Here is a 17,165-nt window from a genome sequence, read left to right on the forward strand (position 1 = left end):
GCCATACCCCGGCACCACCCCGGCGAAGGCCGGGGCCCAGTTGGTGAGGTCGCAGTAACTAAGCGCAACACTCATCGGCTACGTCCCCCACCTGGACCCCGGCCTCCGCCGGGGAGGGCGCTATGAAGCCGGAAAGGTACTCTGTGAGCCGTTCGGAGGCTGAGTTCCTATGAGCAGATCCCTAAATCCCACCCTCATCCAACGACAGCAACGTCGCATTCCCCCCGGCGCTAGTCGTATCCACAGAAACCGCCCGCTCCGCACAGAACCGGTACAAATACCGAGGCCCGCCAGCCTTGGGCCCGGTCCCCGACAACCCCTCGCCCCCAAAAGGCTGAGACCCCACAACCGCGCCGATCATCGACCGGTTGATATACAGATTCCCCACCGCAGCCTCGGCCTCGATCACTTCGGCCGCCCGCGCGATGCGGCTGTGCAGACCCATCGTCAGGCCATAACCCTTCGCATTTACTCGCGCGATCGTCTCGCTGAGCTTGCCCGCCTCCCACGTCGCGACATGCAGGATCGGCCCGAACCATTCCTGGTTCAGATCCTCGATCGCGCCGATCCGCACCAGCGTCGGCGGCACGAACAGCCCATCAGTCGGCACGTCGAGCGTCTTCAGCCACTGCCCGCGCACGCTCTCACGGTACGCCATCAGCTTGTCGTACGCCGCCTGGTCGATCACCGGCCCGACATCGGTCGCCGGATCACCCGAACGCCCGATCCGCAACGTCTCCATCGCGCCCGACAGCATCTCGATCACGCCGTCAGCGATGTCCTCCTGCACCAGCAGCAGCCGCAACGCCGAGCAACGCTGCCCCGCAGATCGGAACGACGACGCGATCACGTCCGCCACCACCTGCTCGGGCAGCGCGGTGGAATCGACGATCATCGCGTTGATTCCGCCCGTCTCGGCGATCAACGGCACGATCGGCCGGCTATCGTCGTCGAGCAGAGCCCGCGCGATCTTGCGCGCCGTCGCGGTCGACCCGGTGAACGCGACCCCCTGAATCCGCACGTCCGCGGTCAGCGCAGCGCCGACCTCGGTCCCGCCCGTGACGAGGATCAGCACGTCGGCCGGCACCCCCGCCTCATGCGCCAGCGCAACCGCAAGCGCGGCGATCCGCGGCGTCTGCGGCGCAGGCTTGGCGACCACGCTGTTACCCGTCACGAGCGCCGCCACGGTCTGGCCGAGGAAGATCGCCAGCGGGAAATTCCAAGGCGCGATCGTCGCCCAGACACCGCGGCCCTCGATATGCAGCATGTTGCGCTCGCCGGTCGGCCCCGGCAGCTCGATCGCCTGAAGGTTCGTCCGCGCCTGCTGCGCATAATAGCGACAGAAATCGGCCGCCTCGCGCACTTCGCCGATCGCATCCGCGATCGTCTTGAACGCCTCCTGCACGCAGATCGCCATCAGTTCGTCACGGTGCTTCTCGAGCAGGTCGGCGAGCCGTTCGAGACAGGCCGCCCGATCATCCACCGGCGTCCGAGACCAAGCCGGAAACGCCGCATGCGCGCGACCGATGGCAGCCGCAACCTGGTCCCCCTCCCGCACGCGGGAGGGGGGAATTCACCGCAGCAACCGTCGCCTCCAGCGTCCCCACATCACTCAAATCCAATCCCGCAGAATTCCGGTGCCCCCCGGCCCCGAACAAATCCACCGGCAACGGAATGCTAGGATGCCGCTTCCCCCCGACCGCAGCGATCTTAGCCACAGGATCCGCCAAAATCTCAGCCTCGGTCAGCCGCTCGTCCGCCAACTGGTGCACGAAACTGGAATTCGCCCCGTTCTCCAACAACCGCCGAACCAGATACGCCAGCAGGTCGCGATGCCCCCCGACCGGCGCATACACCCGGCAATGATACCCGTTCTCCTGCACCAGCCGCTCGTACAGCCCGTCGCCCATCCCGTGCAGCCGCTGGAACTCGAAATCGCGCGAGTTGCCCGCCCACTCCATGATCGTCGCGACCGTCAGCGCATTGTGGCTCGCGAACGCCGGCCGGATATTCTCCGCCGCCAGCATGTCCTTCGCCACGGCCAGATACGACACGTCGGTCGCCGCCTTGCGCGTGAACAGCGGATAGTCCGCCAGCCCCTCGACCTGCGTGCGCTTGATCTCGCTATCCCAATACGCGCCCTTCACCAGCCGCACGTTCATCACGCGGTCCAGCCCGTTCGCCCATTCGATCACCGGCCGCGCGCGCTTGCCATACGCCTGCACCGCCATGCCGAACCCGTCCCAGCCCTTAAGCGACGGCAGCCCCGCGACCGCGCCGATGATATCCAGGCTCATCTCCAGCCGCTCGGATTCCTCCGCATCAACGGTCAGCGCGATGCCCTTCGACGCCGCCTGCACCGCCAGCGCCTCCAGCATCTCGGTCAGCGCAGGCACGCATTCGTTCCACCGCGCAACCTCGTAGCGCGGGTGCAACGCCGACAGCTTGACCGAGATCGAGTGCCCCGCCGCCGGATCGCGCCCGACCGCATCGACCGCACCGACATACGCCTGGAAGTATCGCTGTGCATCGGCATGCGTCCGCGCCGCCTCGCCCAGCATGTCGAAGCTCGCCGTAAAGCCCTTGTTCTCAGGGCGGCGCATCCGCTTCATCGCCTCGTCGATGGTCCGGCCCATCACGAAGATCTCGCCCATCATCTTCATCGCCGCGCCGACCGCCTGCCGCACGAACGGCTCGCCCGCGCGGCTGATCAGGCGCCGCAGCGGCCCGGTCGATCCCTCGCCGACCAGCACGCGGCCGACCACCAGACCCCAGGTCGCCGAATTGACGAGCTTCGAGTTCGATTTCCCCGCGTGCGCCCGCCAATCGGCATCGCCCAGCTTGTCCGCAATCAGCAGATCCGCCGTCTCGGGATCGGGCACGCGCAGGAACGCCTCCGCCAGCGACAGCAACGCGACGCCCTCCGACGAATTGAGCCGATATTCCTGCAGGAACTGGTTCACCCAGCCCTTGCTCTGTGCCGCCCGCAGGTCCGCGAGCAGTCCCAGCGCATGCCCCATCACCCGCTCACGCGAATCCGAATCGAGCGCGGCGCGGTCCAGCAACGGTTTTAGAACATCGGGTTCGCTCGCGCGGTACAGCTTCGCCATGATATCACGGGCATTGGACGTTACGGCAGTCGACATTTTCCAGCTTCCGGTTGGGTGAGGCTTGCGATCCGCTTGCCTGTACGCCTAGAGACATTTCAGCGCTTAGCGCCAAATGAGCTTTGAGGGGAATGCCGTGGCGACGATCACCACCGCGCAGATGCAGCAGCGCATCGGCACCGAGACGGTTTCCGACTGGGTCGAGGTCACGCAAGAGATGATCGACAAGTTCGCCGATGCGACCGGCGACCACCAGTTCATCCACATCGATCCGGTTCGCGCCGCGCAGACCCCGTTCGGCGGGACGATCGCACACGGCTTCCTGACGCTGTCGCTGATGCCTTTGCTGTCGTCGAAGGTGCCGGACGCGCCGCAGATCGAGGGTGCGATGATGGGCGTGAACTATGGCGGCGAGAAGGTCCGCTTCCTCAGCCCCGTCCGTTCCGGCAGCAAGGTACGAGGCCGGTTCAAGCTATTGAGTTTCAACGAGAAAAAGCCCGGCCAGTGGCAGCAATCGATGGAGTTCACCGTCGAGATCGAGGGTCAGGACAAGCCCGCCCTGATCGCCGAATGGCTCAGCCAGGTCTTCGTCGCGCCTCCTTCCGCCAAATAACCGATCTTGGCCTAACCCGGCCTAATCTTCTTTCCCCATTCGCCAGCTTTTCGAGAGGTTTATCATGCGCTCAGCCGTTATCGTCTCCACCGCCCGCACGCCCATCGGCCGCGCCTATCGTGGCGGCTTCAACAACACCCCGGCGCCGACATTGGCGTCGCATTCGATCAAGGCAGCGGTCGAGCGTGCCGGTATCGACGGCGCCGAAGTCGACGACGTCGTCTTCGGCTGCGCGCTCCAGCAGGGTCATCAGGCCGGCAATATCGCCCGCACGTCGTTGCTGCGCGCCGGCCTCCCGGTCACCGTTTCGGGCATGTCGGTCGACCGCCAGTGCGCGTCGGGCCTGATGGCCATCGCCACCGCGGCCAAGCAGATCATCACCGACAACATGGACATAACGATCGGCGGCGGCGTCGAGAGCATCAGCCTCGTCCAGACCCCGCAGATGCGCGTCGCGCCCGATCCCCAGCTGATCGCGATGCACAAGGACGTCTACATGCCGATGCTGCAGACCGCCGAGGTCGTCGCCAAGCGCTACGGCATCAGCCGCGACGCGATGGACGCCTACGCGCTCCAGTCGCAGCAACGCACCGCCGCCGCGCAGGCCGCGGGCTATTTCGACGCGGAGATCATCCCCGTCGACGCCAACATGGCCATCGTCAACAAGGAGACGAAGGAGGTCACCTACAAGGACGTGACGATCACCAAGGACGAGGGCAACCGCGCCGACACCACGCTCGAGGGCCTGCAGTCGCTGAAACCCGTGATGGGCCCCGACTTCACGATCACCGCCGGGAACGCATCACAGCTGTCGGACGGCTCGTCGTCGTCGGTACTGATGGAAGAGAAGATCGCTTCGCAGCGCGGGCTCCAGCCGCTCGGTCGCTATGTCGGCATGGCGGTCGGCGGCACCGAGCCCGACGAGATGGGCATCGGGCCTGTGGTGGCGATCCCCAAGCTACTCAAGCGCTTCGGCCTCAAGATGGACGATATCGGCCTGTGGGAGCTGAACGAGGCGTTCGCGGTGCAGGTCCTGTACTGCCGCGACAACCTCGGCATCCCCGACGAACTGCTCAACGTCAGCGGCGGCGCGATCTCGATCGGCCACCCCTACGGCATGACCGGCGCCCGCGCGACCGGCCACGCGCTGATCGAAGGCAAGCGTCGCGGCGCGAAGTACGTCGTCGTCACGATGTGCGTCGGCGGCGGCATGGGCGCAGCCGGGTTGTTCGAAGTGCTGTGACCTTGCAAGGTATCCGGCAAAGGGATATTTAGAGTTAGGCGAAGGACATTCTCGCCTTTCTGGGAGCCTCGACCGTTGCAGCGGTCGGGGCTCTAATACGTTTGGGGCTTGGCTTGCAGACCAAACCCCGCCCGTGTGCTTATCCTCGACGTGCCACTTCGATGATCTTCACGACCAAGGTTGCAAAGGCGAAGAGCACGCCTAGTATCAGACACAGATCGGTGAGAGACATTCTCGATCCTTTCTGGTCGACAGCAGAACTGCTGCCGCCGACACCATGGCGCGTCGCGCGCGCATTCACCAAGCAGCATCGCATGCGCCGATCGGCCGGCCGCGCGCAACCAACCCACGCCCCGCCCGTTCTCAGTGGCAATCCAAGCCAATAGGAGAATGACGATGGCCGACAAGGATACCCCGCAGGAAGTCGCAGCGAAGTTCATCGAGAAGCTGAAGGCCAGCCCGTTCGTGATGATCGGCTTGCATGACGGTGAGCATTCCGAGCCGATGACCGCGCAGATCGACGACGATCAGCCCAACACGCTGTTCTTCTTCGCCGGCCGCGACAACCGCATCGCCAAGGGCGGCGCGGCGATGGCGCAGTTCGTCGGCAAGGGCCATGATTTCTTCGCCTGCATGGCGGGCGACGTCTCGACGTCGAACGACCGCACGCAGATCGACAAGCTCTGGAACAACCAGGTCGAGGCATGGTTTCCGGGCGGCAAGGAAGACCCCAACCTGACGCTCCTGCGCTTCGACATCGACAGCGCCGAGCTTTGGGAAACCGACATCTCGATCGGCGGCCGCCTCAAGATGCTGTTCGGCGGCACGATCCGTTCGGACGAGTCGAGCAGCCACGCGGTGGTAAACTCGATCGCCTAACGAATGCGGGCAGCCTGCGAGGGCTGCCCGTTTTCCTCACCCGTTCGCGGTGATGAACTCCTCCACCACTGGCGCGATTTTGTCCCGCCAGCGCGAGCCGTTGAAGATGCCGTAATGGCCAGCACCTTCCGCCATGAGGTAACGCTTCTTATCCTCGGGTAGCGCAGTCGCCAGCGTCAGCGCCGCCTTGGTCTGGCCCAACCCCGAAATATCATCACGTTCACCCTCGACGGCGAGCAGACCGATATCGGTGATCGCCGCCGGATCGACCAGCCGACCCCGATGCGTCATGATCCCACGCGGCAGCGCATGGTTCTGGAACACGACGTCGATCGTCTGGAGATAGAATTCCGCGGTCATGTCGCAGACCGAGCGATATTCCTCGTAGAAATCCTGGCTCTGCGACGCGCTTTCGCCGTCTCCCTGGACGAGATGCTTATACATCTCCCAGTGCGAGACCATGTGGTTGCCCAGATTCATCGACATGAACCCGGCAAGCTGCAGGAACCCCGGATACACTTTCCGACCCGCACCCGGATAATTGCCCGGCACGGTCGCGATCACGTTCTGCTCGAACCACGCATGCGGCCGCTCGGTCGCCAGCGTGTTCACTGCGGTCGGCGCCTCGCGCGTATCGACGGGACCGCCCATCATCGTCAGCGTCTTCGGACGGCACGGGTTCTTGTCCGCGCTCATCAACGCGACAGCGGCATAGCATGGTACCGAAGGCTGGCAGACGGCGAGCATGTGCGTGCCCCCCTGCCCCTCATTCGCGCCGATCGTCTCCAGATATTCGATCAGGTAGTCGATGTAGTCGTCGAGATCGAACCGCCCTGCCGACAGCGGCACGCTGCGCGCATCGCGCCAGTCGGTGATGTAGACGTCGGCGAACGGCAGCATCCGCTCGACCGTCCCGCGCAGCAAGGTCGCATAATGGCCCGACATCGGCGCGACGATCAGCAGCTTCGGACCGTCCTCCACACCCTCGCGCACGAACCGTTTCAGCTGCCCGAAGTCCTTCCGCAACACGATCTCCTCGCCCACCGCGACCTCGCGGCCGTCGATCGTCGTCGTGTCGAGCCCAAAGGCAGGCTTTCCGCGAGTCGCATTCGCGTGTGCGAACACTTCGAGCGCCGATGCGACCACCGTACCGCCGCCCAAATAGGCGAACGGGTTTGCCGGATCGTTGAGCATATCCGCGCCGAAGCTCGCCATCTTGCTGGCGCCGGCCATCATCGAACGCTGGAATTCATAGGCATCGTAGAGCATGCGGTATCCTCTCGCCTCATCGGGCTTTGCACGGTGGTAACGCAATTTTGCCGCAGTGCAACGCGCGATCGACCGCCGCTCCGTCCCGCGCGACCGGATCACCGCTCTCTGCGACGCCCGGTTCTCGTTGAGCGCCACCCCCGCCACTGCTAGGCACCGCGCATGGCCAAGCCGATACCCGAAGAGAAGACGTCCCGCCGGATCGGCGATCTTGCGATGGTGTGGCGTCACGCCTCCCAATACCCCCACCAGATCGCATTCGCGGGGCTCGCGCTGATGATGACGTCGGCCGCGACGATCGGCATTCCCTACGGATTCAAGCGCGTGATCGACCGCGGCTTCGGCCCCGGTGCGGGCGGATCGGTCGCCAACTCGTTCCACTATTTGCTAATGATCGTCGTGGTGCTCGCGCTCGCGACCGCAGTGCGCTTCTACTACGTGTCGTGGCTAGGCGAGCGCGTCGTCGCAGACATTCGCACCAACGTGCAGCGCCACCTCCTACGCCTGACGCCGCGCTTCTTCGAGGAGAACCGCCCGTCCGAGATCGCCTCGCGCCTGACATCGGATACGGCGCTGATCGAACAGGTCGTCGGCAGCACGGTATCGATCGCACTCCGCAACACCTTCACCGGCATCGGTGGGCTGATCTACCTGTTCGCGATCTCGCCGAAACTCGCGGGCATGCTGATGATCGGCATCCCGCTGATCATCCTGCCGATCGCCTTGCTCGGCAAGCGCGTCCGCAACTACTCGCGCACGTCGCAGGACCGCGTCGCCGACGTCGGCTCGATCGCCACCGAAACGCTCGGCGCGATGAAGGTCGTGCAGGCATTCGGCCAGGAAGACCGCGAGGCCGCGCGGTTCGCGGACGCGGTCGGCGCGACGTTTGCTGCGGCTCGCGCCCGGATCATGCTCCGCGCGGTGATGACGGCAATCGTCATCGGCCTCGTCTTCGGATCGATCACATTGGTCCTGTGGGAAGGTGCGATCGACGTAGCCGCCGGCCGCATCAGCGGTGGCGCGATCGCCGCGTTCGTCCTGACCGGAGGCATCGTCGCAGGCGCGTTCGGCGCGCTGACCGAAGTGTACGGCGACCTGTTGCGCGGCGCCGGTGCGGCCGGACGCCTGTCCGAGTTGCTCCGCGAAAAGCCCGAGATCGCCGCGCCCGCCAACCCGGTCGCCCTGCCCCAACCGCCACGCGGCGCGCTCGCGTTCGAGGGGGTGCAGTTCCACTACCCGACGCGCCGCGACGTCGCCGCGCTCAACGGCTTCTCGCTCGACGTGAAGCCGGGCGAGACGGTCGCCGTCGTAGGCCCGTCGGGCGCGGGCAAGACCACGTTGTTCCAGCTGGTCCAGCGCTTCTACGATCCCGACGCCGGGCGCGTGACGCTCGACGGCATCGACCTGCGAGACGCCGACCCGGCGGAAGTCCGCGCCCGCATCGCGATGGTCCCACAGGAAACGATCATCTTCGGCGCCTCGGCGCGCGACAACCTCCGTTACGGCGACTGGTCCGCGACCGACGACCAGCTCTGGGCGGCCGCCGAAGCCGCCAACGCCGCCGAGTTCCTCCGCAAACTACCCGAGGGCCTCGACACCTTCCTCGGCGAAGGCGGCGCTCGGCTGTCGGGCGGCCAGCGCCAGCGCGTCACGATCGCGCGCGCGCTCCTCCGCGATGCGCCGATCCTGCTGCTCGACGAGGCGACCAGCGCGCTCGACGCGGAGAGCGAGCGGCTAGTCCAGGAAGCCCTGGAACGGCTGATGGCGAACCGCACCACGCTGGTCATCGCCCACCGCCTCGCCACCGTCCGCGCGGCCGAGCGGATCATCGTGATGAGCGACGGCCAGATCGTCGAGGAAGGCTCACACGGATCGCTAATGACCAACAGCGGACTGTACGCGCGACTGGCGAGCCTGCAGTTCAACGAGGCGGCGTAGAGCCATAACGAGTTCGAGCGTTTCGGGTCGTGACAGTCTACAAGCGCTCCGTTTGCCCGGACTGGATCCGTAATCATACCCGACCGACAGGCACCTCTCCCGCGGAGGCCGGGGTCCAGTTGGAAAGGTCGCAGTAATGGAGCGCAGCCGTCGTAATCGACGTTTCCCAACTGGACCCCGGCCTCCGCCGGGGGGGTGCACTGGTTCTAACGGAGTAAGCATCGAGGTGTTTCGGGACGCGGTGCCTCAAACCTAAATCGATCGATCGTGCTGCATCTTGGATGCCCGAACAGGCCCGGCATGACTGGGCATGATTCGGTTCGTAGACTCAGCCTGAACCTCGATACGCCCTAGACCTTCGTTCCTTTGGGCTTTTTGGGTTTCGGCATCTGCAGTTCCGCGGTCGAGATCCGAACGAGCTGAGCGAGCCACTCGGCGTCGTCCCAGCGATCCGCATTGACCAGCAGGCACGGCTTCGCGCCCGGATACGGCGGTGCCTCGTCGATTACCCCCGCAAACGCGCGACCGCCTGCGGTCGGCTTCACGAACAGCTGGTCGTCGCAGATCATCGCGACCATCCGGCCATCGCAATAGAGCCCGTATTCGCCGAACATAAGCTTTGCGGAGACATCCCCCGCCGCGGCGAGCTGGTCGACGATGAACGCGACGGTTTTGCGATCGGATGCCATCCGCCGATGCTGGCAGATCGTTGCGGAGATGGCGAGTCCCGGCCCACATTGGCGTTTCGCTTGCGACGACGCGCGCACGCGCGCAAAACTCGGCGAAACAGGAGGTGGATATGCGGGACTTCGATATCGTCATCTACGGTGCGACCGGCTTCACCGGACGGCTGGTCGCGGAATACCTCGTCCAGACCTACCCGAGCGGCGTTCGCTGCTCGATGGCCGGGCGGACGCTGACAAAGCTCCAGGAGGTCCGCGATCTGATCGGTGCGCCCGCCGACACGCCGCTGATCATTGCCGACTCCGACACCCCCGCCAGCCTTCGCGCGATGGCGGAGCGGGCCACCGTCGTCATTTCCACGGTCGGACCATACCAGCTTTACGGCTCCGACCTAGTAGCCGCCTGCGCCGCGAGCGGGACCGGGTATGTCGACCTGTGCGGCGAGCCTGCCTGGATGCGCCACATGATCAACGCGCACGAAGGCGAAGCGACGCGGACCGGCGCGCGGATCGTGTTCTCGTGCGGCTTCGACAGCATCCCGTTCGATCTCGGCGTGCTGACGTTACAGGACGCCGCGAAGGCCAAATACGGCATCCCAGCGCCCCGAGTGAAAGGCCGCGTGCGCAAAATGCAGGGCACGTTCTCGGGCGGCACTGCGGCCAGCCTCAAGGCGACGCTTGCCGCCGCCACGCGCGATCCTGGCATCGTCAAGCTGCTGACCAGCCCGTTCGCGCTGACGCCGGGTTTCAGCGGGCCGCACCAGCCGACCGGGCTGATCCCCGAATACGACACGACCATCTCCGCGTGGGTCGCGCCGTTCGTCATGGCGCCGATCAACACCAAGAACGTCCACCGCACCAATTTCCTGCTCGGCGAGGCCTATGGCGCGGACTTCGTCTATGACGAGATGATGGTCGCCGGCCTCGGCGATCTCGGCAAGGTGGCCGCCGAGGCGATCGCCAAGTTCAACCCGTTCTCGGGCGACAAGGGCCCCAAGTCCGGCGAGGGACCATCGAAGGAGGAACGCGACGCCGGCCATTACGATCTGCTGTTCGCAGGTCTGATGCCCGACGGCGAGCGGATCGATGCGGTCGTCACGGGCGATCGCGATCCCGGCTATGGCTCGACCAGCAAGATGATCGCGGAGGCAGCCTTGTGCCTAGTGCAGGACATCGAGGGAGACGGCGGAATCTGGACGCCGGGCGCGCTGATGGGCACGAAACTGCGCGATCGGTTGGTGGCAAAGGCGGGGCTGAGCTTTACGGTCGGGTGATGTCACGGCGTGTTGCGTCTACTGCTTACCGGTTCACTCCGTCACCCCGGACCTGTTCCGGGGTCCACCGATCAGCAAACTCGTCGGCGGTAGAGTAGGCGGGACGGTGCATGCCGGAACAGGCCCGGCATGACGAATACCGGGCAATTCTGATCAACGCCCCCCGTCACTCCGCCCCCGTTACTCAGCCAGCGCGAACACCGTTGCAGCCGCGGCGGCACTGGCGACCACGCCCGACGTCGCCGCAATCGCCGCGGCCCGCCTGCGCACCGCACCGCGAAACGCGCCGAGCCTGTCCGCGTCGAGATGATAGCGCCCCGCGCCGTCTTCGACGATCGCGCCATAGCCGCACAGGCGTCGAAACGTGCGCTGGTCAGCCGCTTCATACGCGATCGCGCGCGCGGCCGTCGTCGCCTTCGCTGCGACGAAATCATTGACGATCCGCCGCCGCGACCGGCCTAGACCTAATCTCCACATACCAGTCTCCCCCGCCCAGACGTCGCATAACGCGGGGGGTTTGCGCAAATCCTAACGCCGCTTGCCTTGATGGCGGATGTTCGCAGGGCGTCCGCGCCGCTTGATCTCTCGCGCCGGCTTGCGTCCCCCGCGCATCGGGGGAGCAGCGCCCTTCCCCTCGGGCATCTCGAAGCGCAGCGCCCCCGAAACCGGGTTCGCCTCCGCCAGCCGCAGCTCCAGCGTCTGGCCTTGCGCGAAGACGTCGCCGCTATGCTCGCCGGTCAGGGTTCGCGCGCCCTCGTCGAAGCGGAAATATTCGCCACCCAGGTCGCGCACCGGCATCAGGCCGTCGCCACCGATCCCCTCGACCGTCGCGAAGAAGCCGAAATTGGTCACGCCGGTGATCCGCACGTCCATCACCTGGCCGACGCGCTCCGACAGGAACGCCGCGACATAGCGATCGGTGGTGTCGCGCTCGGCCTCCATCGCGCGGCGCTCGAGCCGGCTGATGATCTCGCCGACCGACTCCATGTTGGCCGCATCGTCCGCCGGCAACCCGCCCTCGCCGAGCCCGTAGGCCGAGACCAGCGAACGGTGGACAAGCAGATCGGCATAACGCCGGATCGGCGAGGTGAAATGCGCGTAGCTGCCCAGACTGAGGCCGAAATGCCCGTGATTGCCCGGCGCGTAATAGGCTTGGGTCTGGGTGCGAAGGATCTGCTCCATCACCTGCGGACGGAAGTCCGCATCGCCGATCCGCTCGATGATGTGGTTGAAGGTCGCCGGACGGACGACCTGCCCGAGCGCAAACGGCACGTCGAACGTCTCCAGATACTCCTTGAGCGCCGCCAGCTTCTCGCGGCTCGGCGGCTCGTGGATGCGGTACATGACCGGCGCCTTCTTCGCCTCCAGCGCCTTGGCGGCAGCGACGTTGGCGGCGATCATGTAATCCTCGATCAGCCGGTGCGCATCGAGCCGTTCGCGTGGCGAAACGGACATGATCCGCCCCTGCTCGTCGAGCACCACGCGGCGTTCGGGAAGGTCGAGATCGAGCGGCGCCCGCGCATCGCGCGCCTTGGCCAGCGCATGCCAGCAGGCCCAGAGCGGCTGCAATACGCTCAGCATATCGCCGCGGTCGTCCTCCACCGGCGATGCGGCGTCGATGATCGCCTGCGCCTCCTCATACGCCAGGTTCGCCGCGATCCGCACTACCGCGCGCGTAAAGCGCCACGACTTGAGCGAGCCATCCTTGCCGATCCGCAAATGGCAGGCGAGCGCGGCACGGTCGGCACCTTCCTTCAGCGAACACACCTCCGCCGACAGGATCTCCGGCAGCATCGGCACGACGCGGTCGGGAAAATACACCGAGTTCCCGCGCTGCCGCGCCTCGCGATCGACCTCCGACTTCGGCCGCACGTAAAAGCTGACATCGGCGATCGCGACGATCGCCTTCCACCCGCCCGCATTGGAGGGATCGTCGTCCGCCTCGGCCCAGACCGCATCGTCGTGGTCGCGCGCATCCTCGGGATCGATCGCGACGATCGGCAAATCGCGCAGATCCTCGCGCCCCTCACCTAACGGCAGCTTCGAGACCCGCTCCGCTTCGTCGAGCGCCTCCTGCGAGAACACGTCCGGGATGCCGAGCTTGTGGATCGCGATCAGCGAGAAACTGCGTGCTGCGAACGGATCACCCAGCTTCTGCACGACGCGCGCCGCAATCTTCGGCGGCTTGCCCGCGAGTTCCGCCAGTACGAGATCGCCCGGCGCAGCACCGCCCGCATCCGCCACCGCGAACTCGCGCCGCTCGCGCTTGTCGACGCCGGTCAGCCACAGCCGCCCGGCCTCCTCGCGCAACACGCCGAGCACCTGCTCCGACGCGGGCGCGAGCACCTTCATCGGATGCGCGATCCAGCCGTTCCCCGCCTCCTCGGTCCGCGCAAGGATGCGCTCGCCAACGCCCAGCGCACCCCGTTTCCGCTCGCGCACGCGCAACCGTGGCGGCGGCACGCCCTCCGCTTCCCAGCGCTCGGGCACCGCCCAGACGTTACCGCCATCGTCGACATCGGCGATCCGCAGCACCGTCACCTTCGGGATGCCGCCCATCTTGTGGAACGCACGACCGGGGGCGCTGTCGATCAGACCCTCGTCGGCCATGTCCTTGAGCAAGGCCTTGAGACCAATCTTGTCCTGCGCGCTGAGCCCGAAGCCCTTGGCGATCTCGCGTTTGCCCGCGGGCACGTCGGAGGTGGCGATGAAGTCGAGGATCTGCTCGCGCGTCGGAAGACCGGCTTTTGGTTTGTACATGGCACAGAGATAAGCACGCCGACCCGTTCCGTCACCCCGCAACCGGTCATGCCTCGAGGCCAGGTTTTGCCCGTGCCAATCTACCGCGAGACTACATGGCCAACCAGCCAATCCGACCGATTATTCCCAATCAGGTACGCAGACATCTGTGCACACCCTACGCTAAAGCCGGGTTCAAAACATAGTATTCGAGATATCGGTACGCTTTCGCGCATTTCCACTTGCAACGTATCGCGATCGGCATAGTCTGTTGTGAAACGGTCAAGGAGAGAGATCATGGCAACGTCCCTGAAGCTCGAAGCGGATCCCGAGGACAAAAACCTTGTCATCCTGCAAAGCCTCATCTGCCTGCTGCGCGAGAAAAACGTCCTGTCGCGCGCGGACATCGAGGAGCTGTGCGACAAGGTCCAGGCGCGCGTCGCCGATCATGCGCATGATCCCCTGCCCTGCCAGATGGAAGGCGCACGTGCCGCAGCAACCGAAGTCGCGCAGATCGGCGACTATATCGGGCGTAAATACGGCGGGAAGCACCGTCGTTCGCTGTAACGCAGCAGACCGATCACGAACGACACGGGGATAGCCACGCAGTGCCAACTGGCCGCCAGCGACCGCATCTATCCCCGGTGCAGGTAAAGATTTCCCCGTGAGGGCGACCGGACGGGCACAGCGGGTCTTCGAATCGGCTGGCGAGTGTCGATTGGTCGGGCGTCGCGAGTTACGCTGCTGTCCCGTAGGCATGAGGTTGATGCCCGGTGATCTCTGCCACCCGTCCGTTAAAAGCTAGACCGCTCCCCCGCGAACGCGCAGGGTCCAACGCTCACTCGCGACGTGGCCCGGCCCCCGGCCCCCCGCCCTCGCGGGAGACTTATGTGGTCAGTCAGCCAGCGACCTCAGCTCGCAACGAAGCACGTCTCGCCCGCTACACGCAACCGACCGCAGATATCCGCCGCCTGGTTCGCGCTGCCCGCATTGACGCGCAGCCGGTACAGCGTGCGCCCCCCCGTCGCGACCGGCTGGACCGACTTACCCAGCGCCGCGATATACGCGAACCGCTTCGAGAAATTCGTCCATGCCGCGTTCGCGACCGCCTCGCTCGGATAGGCGCCGAGCTGGACCAGTGAGCCACCCGTCGCGGCGTTCGCGGTGCCCGAGCGTGACGGCGCCATCGGTGCGGCGGCGACCAGACGGCCACTTGAGGCTGGTACCTGGGCGACGGCGTTGCGACCTGCCACGTCGGAGGTCTTGGGCGCCACCGCACGCTTGCCGTCGACCGGCGCTTCCGGCACGCCGCGCAGGTCGATCGCGCCATTGCCCGACTTGCCTGCGCTCGTCGCGATCGCCGAGTCGCCCTCGCCCTTGACCTTCAGACCGCCGGCATCGTCGGGCTTGACCTTATAATCGCCTTCCTGCGCGGCGATCAGCTGGCCGTCGCCCGTGGGTGTGCGCTGTTGCAGCTTGTAGATGCCGAAAATGATCGCTGCGAGCACCGCCAGCCCGAGTACGACCAGCGCGATCACGCGGCCGATGCCGACCGTGTCCTGCTCGTCCGGCTCGACGGTTTCGAGCCAGGGGAGCCGGTCTTCCTCGCGCAGATCCATGTCGTCGGCCATCACTTCATCTCCGAAACCGCTTCGACACCCATGATGGCGAGGCCATTATGAATAATCTGCCCTATAGCGGACGCCAAGAAAAGCCGTGCGGCCGTCGCCTGCGGATCCTCGATCACTAGGAAGCGGCGATCGGGACGGTCGTTGCCGACGTTCCACAGCGCATGAAACGCCGCAGCCAAGTCATAGAGATAGAACGCGATTCTATGTGGCTCGCGCGCCGTCGAGGCGATCTCGACGAGCCGCGGGAACTGTGCCGCGAGCTGCACGAGCGCCAGTTCGTCCGTATCAAGCCGGGACAAATCGGCCGCAATCGGCGTAATTCCCGCCTCTTCCGCGCGCCGATGCAGCGATGCGATGCGGGCATGCGCGTACTGGACGTAGAAAACCGGGTTGTCCTTCGATGCCTCGACCACCTTGGCAAAGTCGAAATCCATCTGCGCATCGGACCGCCGGGTCAGCATCGTGAAGCGCACGACGTCCTTGCCCACTTCGCGCACGACGTCCGCCAGCGTGACGAAATTGCCTGAGCGCTTCGACATCTTGACCGGCTCGCCGTTACGCAACAGCCGGACCATCTGGACCAGCTTGACGTCGAACCGCGTCTTGCCGCCGGTAAGCGCGGCCACCGCCGCGACGATCCGCTTGACCGTACCGCCATGATCGGCACCCCAGATGTCGATCAGCTGATCGGCGCTCTGGCTCTTCTGGAAATGATAGGCGAGATCGGCGCCGAAATAGGTCCAGGACCCGTTCGACTTCTTGATCGGGCGATCCTGGTCGTCGCCGAACTGCGTCGAGCGGAACAGCGGCAGCTCGACCGGCTCCCAATCGTCGGGCGTCTCGCCCTTCGGCGCTTCGAGAACGCCGTCATAGACGAGATTACGCGACCGCAGCTCCGCCTCGGCCGCTTCGGGCTTCTTTGCGGCCTGCAGTTCGGCCTCGGACGAGAACACCTCGTGCTCGATCCCGAGCAGCGCGAGATCGGCGCGGATCATCACCATCATCGCCGCGACCGCCTGCGTGCGGAAGACGGCGAGCCATTCGCTCTCGGGCGCGCCGACATAGCGGCCGCCGAACTCCTTCGCGAGCGACTGGCCGACGGGGACGAGATAGTCGCCGGGATACAGGCCCTCGGGGATCTCGACGGTCTCGCCGAGCGCCTCGCGGTAGCGCAAGTGTACGGAGCGGGCGAGCACGTCGACCTGCCCGCCGGCGTCGTTGACGTAATATTCGCGGATCACCCGGTGCCCGGCGAATTCGAGCAGGCTGGCGAGCGCATCGCCGACCACCGCGCCGCGACAATGCCCCATGTGCATCGGCCCGGTCGGATTGGCCGAGACATATTCGATATTGACCGTGATCCCCTCGCCCTGCTTCGAGCGGCCGTAATCGGCACCCGCCGCCGGGATCGCCGCAAGTTCGGCGCGCCAAGCGTCGTCGGTCAGCTTCATGTTGATGAAGCCCGGCCCGGCGACGCTCGCCCACGCGACGTCCTCAAGCTTCGACAGCTCGACGACTAGCGCATCGGCCAGCACGCGCGGATTGGTCTTGGCGGGCTTCGCCAGTACCATCGCGGCGTTGGTCGCGAGATCGCCGTGGCTCGTGTCGCGCGGCGGCTCGACCGTCACGTTCTTGCGGTCGAGGCCAGCCGGCAGCGTCCCCGCCGCGGTCAGCGTGTCGAGCGCCGCATCGATATGCGCGGCAAAACGGGTGTAGAGCGTCATGGCAATTCCGGTATCACAAGGAAGCGCGCGCTCTAGACCATAGCGGCACGGCGCTCAATTTTAAT

12 protein-coding genes and 1 pseudogene are annotated in these 17,165 nt (G+C 65.7%); 6 read left to right on the forward strand and 7 right to left on the reverse strand.

The window, feature by feature from the left end; genetic code table 11:
* Window positions 1-181 precede the first annotated feature (181 nt).
* Window positions 182-3,110 (reverse strand): annotated as a pseudogene (locus tag H8S47_RS19205) (L-glutamate gamma-semialdehyde dehydrogenase).
* A 157-nt stretch (window positions 3,111-3,267) separates the two neighbouring features.
* Here H8S47_RS19205 and H8S47_RS08270 point away from each other — a divergent pair.
* The 3 genes from H8S47_RS08270 to H8S47_RS08280 all read left to right on the forward strand — a co-directional run bounded on the left by H8S47_RS08270 (window position 3,268) and on the right by H8S47_RS08280 (window position 5,842).
* Window positions 3,268-3,720, forward strand: coding sequence for a MaoC family dehydratase (locus H8S47_RS08270; protein ID WP_187503439.1), 453 nt, complete (start codon window positions 3,268-3,270; stop codon window positions 3,718-3,720).
* 64 nt (window positions 3,721-3,784) lie between these two features.
* Window positions 3,785-4,963, forward strand: coding sequence for an acetyl-CoA C-acyltransferase (locus H8S47_RS08275; RefSeq protein ID WP_056490984.1), 1,179 nt, complete (start codon window positions 3,785-3,787; stop codon window positions 4,961-4,963).
* A gap of 396 nt (window positions 4,964-5,359) precedes the next feature.
* Window positions 5,360-5,842, forward strand: coding sequence for a pyridoxamine 5'-phosphate oxidase family protein (locus tag H8S47_RS08280; protein ID WP_187503410.1), 483 nt, complete (start codon window positions 5,360-5,362; stop codon window positions 5,840-5,842).
* A 36-nt stretch (window positions 5,843-5,878) separates the two neighbouring features.
* On the opposite strand, the gene H8S47_RS08285 is transcribed toward H8S47_RS08280, so the two are convergent.
* Window positions 5,879-7,111, reverse strand: a complete 1,233-nt coding sequence (locus tag H8S47_RS08285) for a polyhydroxyalkanoate depolymerase (RefSeq protein ID WP_187503411.1) — start codon at window positions 7,109-7,111, stop codon at window positions 5,879-5,881.
* A 162-nt stretch (window positions 7,112-7,273) separates the two neighbouring features.
* On the opposite strand from H8S47_RS08285, the gene H8S47_RS08290 reads away from it, so the two are divergent.
* Window positions 7,274-9,049 carry an ABC transporter transmembrane domain-containing protein gene (locus tag H8S47_RS08290; protein ID WP_187503412.1) on the forward strand — a complete coding sequence of 592 codons (1,776 nt, stop codon included), beginning with the start codon at window positions 7,274-7,276 and terminating at the stop codon, window positions 9,047-9,049.
* Window positions 9,050-9,399: 350 nt separating this feature from the next.
* Here H8S47_RS08290 and H8S47_RS08295 read toward each other — a convergent pair whose 3' ends face one another.
* Complete coding sequence (locus H8S47_RS08295) at window positions 9,400-9,738, reverse strand: TfoX/Sxy family protein (RefSeq protein WP_187503413.1); 339 nt, start codon at window positions 9,736-9,738, stop codon at window positions 9,400-9,402.
* Window positions 9,739-9,848: 110 nt separating this feature from the next.
* Here H8S47_RS08295 and H8S47_RS08300 point away from each other — a divergent pair, with 110 nt between their 5' ends.
* Complete coding sequence (locus tag H8S47_RS08300; RefSeq protein WP_187503414.1) at window positions 9,849-11,006, forward strand: saccharopine dehydrogenase family protein; 1,158 nt, start codon at window positions 9,849-9,851, stop codon at window positions 11,004-11,006.
* 180 nt (window positions 11,007-11,186) lie between these two features.
* Here H8S47_RS08300 and H8S47_RS08305 read toward each other — a convergent pair whose 3' ends face one another.
* Both H8S47_RS08305 and rnr read right to left on the reverse strand, forming a co-directional pair.
* The gene (locus H8S47_RS08305; protein ID WP_187503415.1) at window positions 11,187-11,483 is read right to left on the reverse strand and encodes a hypothetical protein; all 297 of its coding nucleotides are present in this window, start codon (window positions 11,481-11,483) and stop codon (window positions 11,187-11,189) included.
* A gap of 51 nt (window positions 11,484-11,534) precedes the next feature.
* Window positions 11,535-13,766 carry a ribonuclease R gene (gene rnr, locus H8S47_RS08310; RefSeq protein ID WP_187503416.1) on the reverse strand — a complete coding sequence of 744 codons (2,232 nt, stop codon included), beginning with the start codon at window positions 13,764-13,766 and terminating at the stop codon, window positions 11,535-11,537.
* A 276-nt stretch (window positions 13,767-14,042) separates the two neighbouring features.
* Here rnr and H8S47_RS08315 point away from each other — a divergent pair, with 276 nt between their 5' ends.
* Window positions 14,043-14,312, forward strand: coding sequence for a hypothetical protein (locus H8S47_RS08315; RefSeq protein WP_187503417.1), 270 nt, complete (start codon window positions 14,043-14,045; stop codon window positions 14,310-14,312).
* A gap of 344 nt (window positions 14,313-14,656) precedes the next feature.
* Here the strand turns inward: H8S47_RS08315 and H8S47_RS08320 are convergent, their stop codons facing one another.
* Window positions 14,657-15,376: an SPOR domain-containing protein gene (locus H8S47_RS08320; protein WP_187503418.1), complete on the reverse strand. Its 720-nt coding sequence runs from the start codon at window positions 15,374-15,376 to the stop codon at window positions 14,657-14,659.
* A complete protein-coding gene (argS, locus tag H8S47_RS08325; RefSeq protein WP_187503419.1) occupies window positions 15,376-17,100 on the reverse strand; it encodes an arginine--tRNA ligase in 1,725 nt (574 codons plus the stop codon). The genes H8S47_RS08320 and argS overlap by 1 nt, the downstream gene beginning before the upstream one ends.
* Window positions 17,101-17,165: the final 65 nt, after the last annotated feature.

The organism is Sphingomonas albertensis, assembly GCF_014358075.1.
Taxonomy (GTDB): Bacteria; Pseudomonadota; Alphaproteobacteria; order Sphingomonadales; family Sphingomonadaceae; genus Sphingomonas; species Sphingomonas albertensis.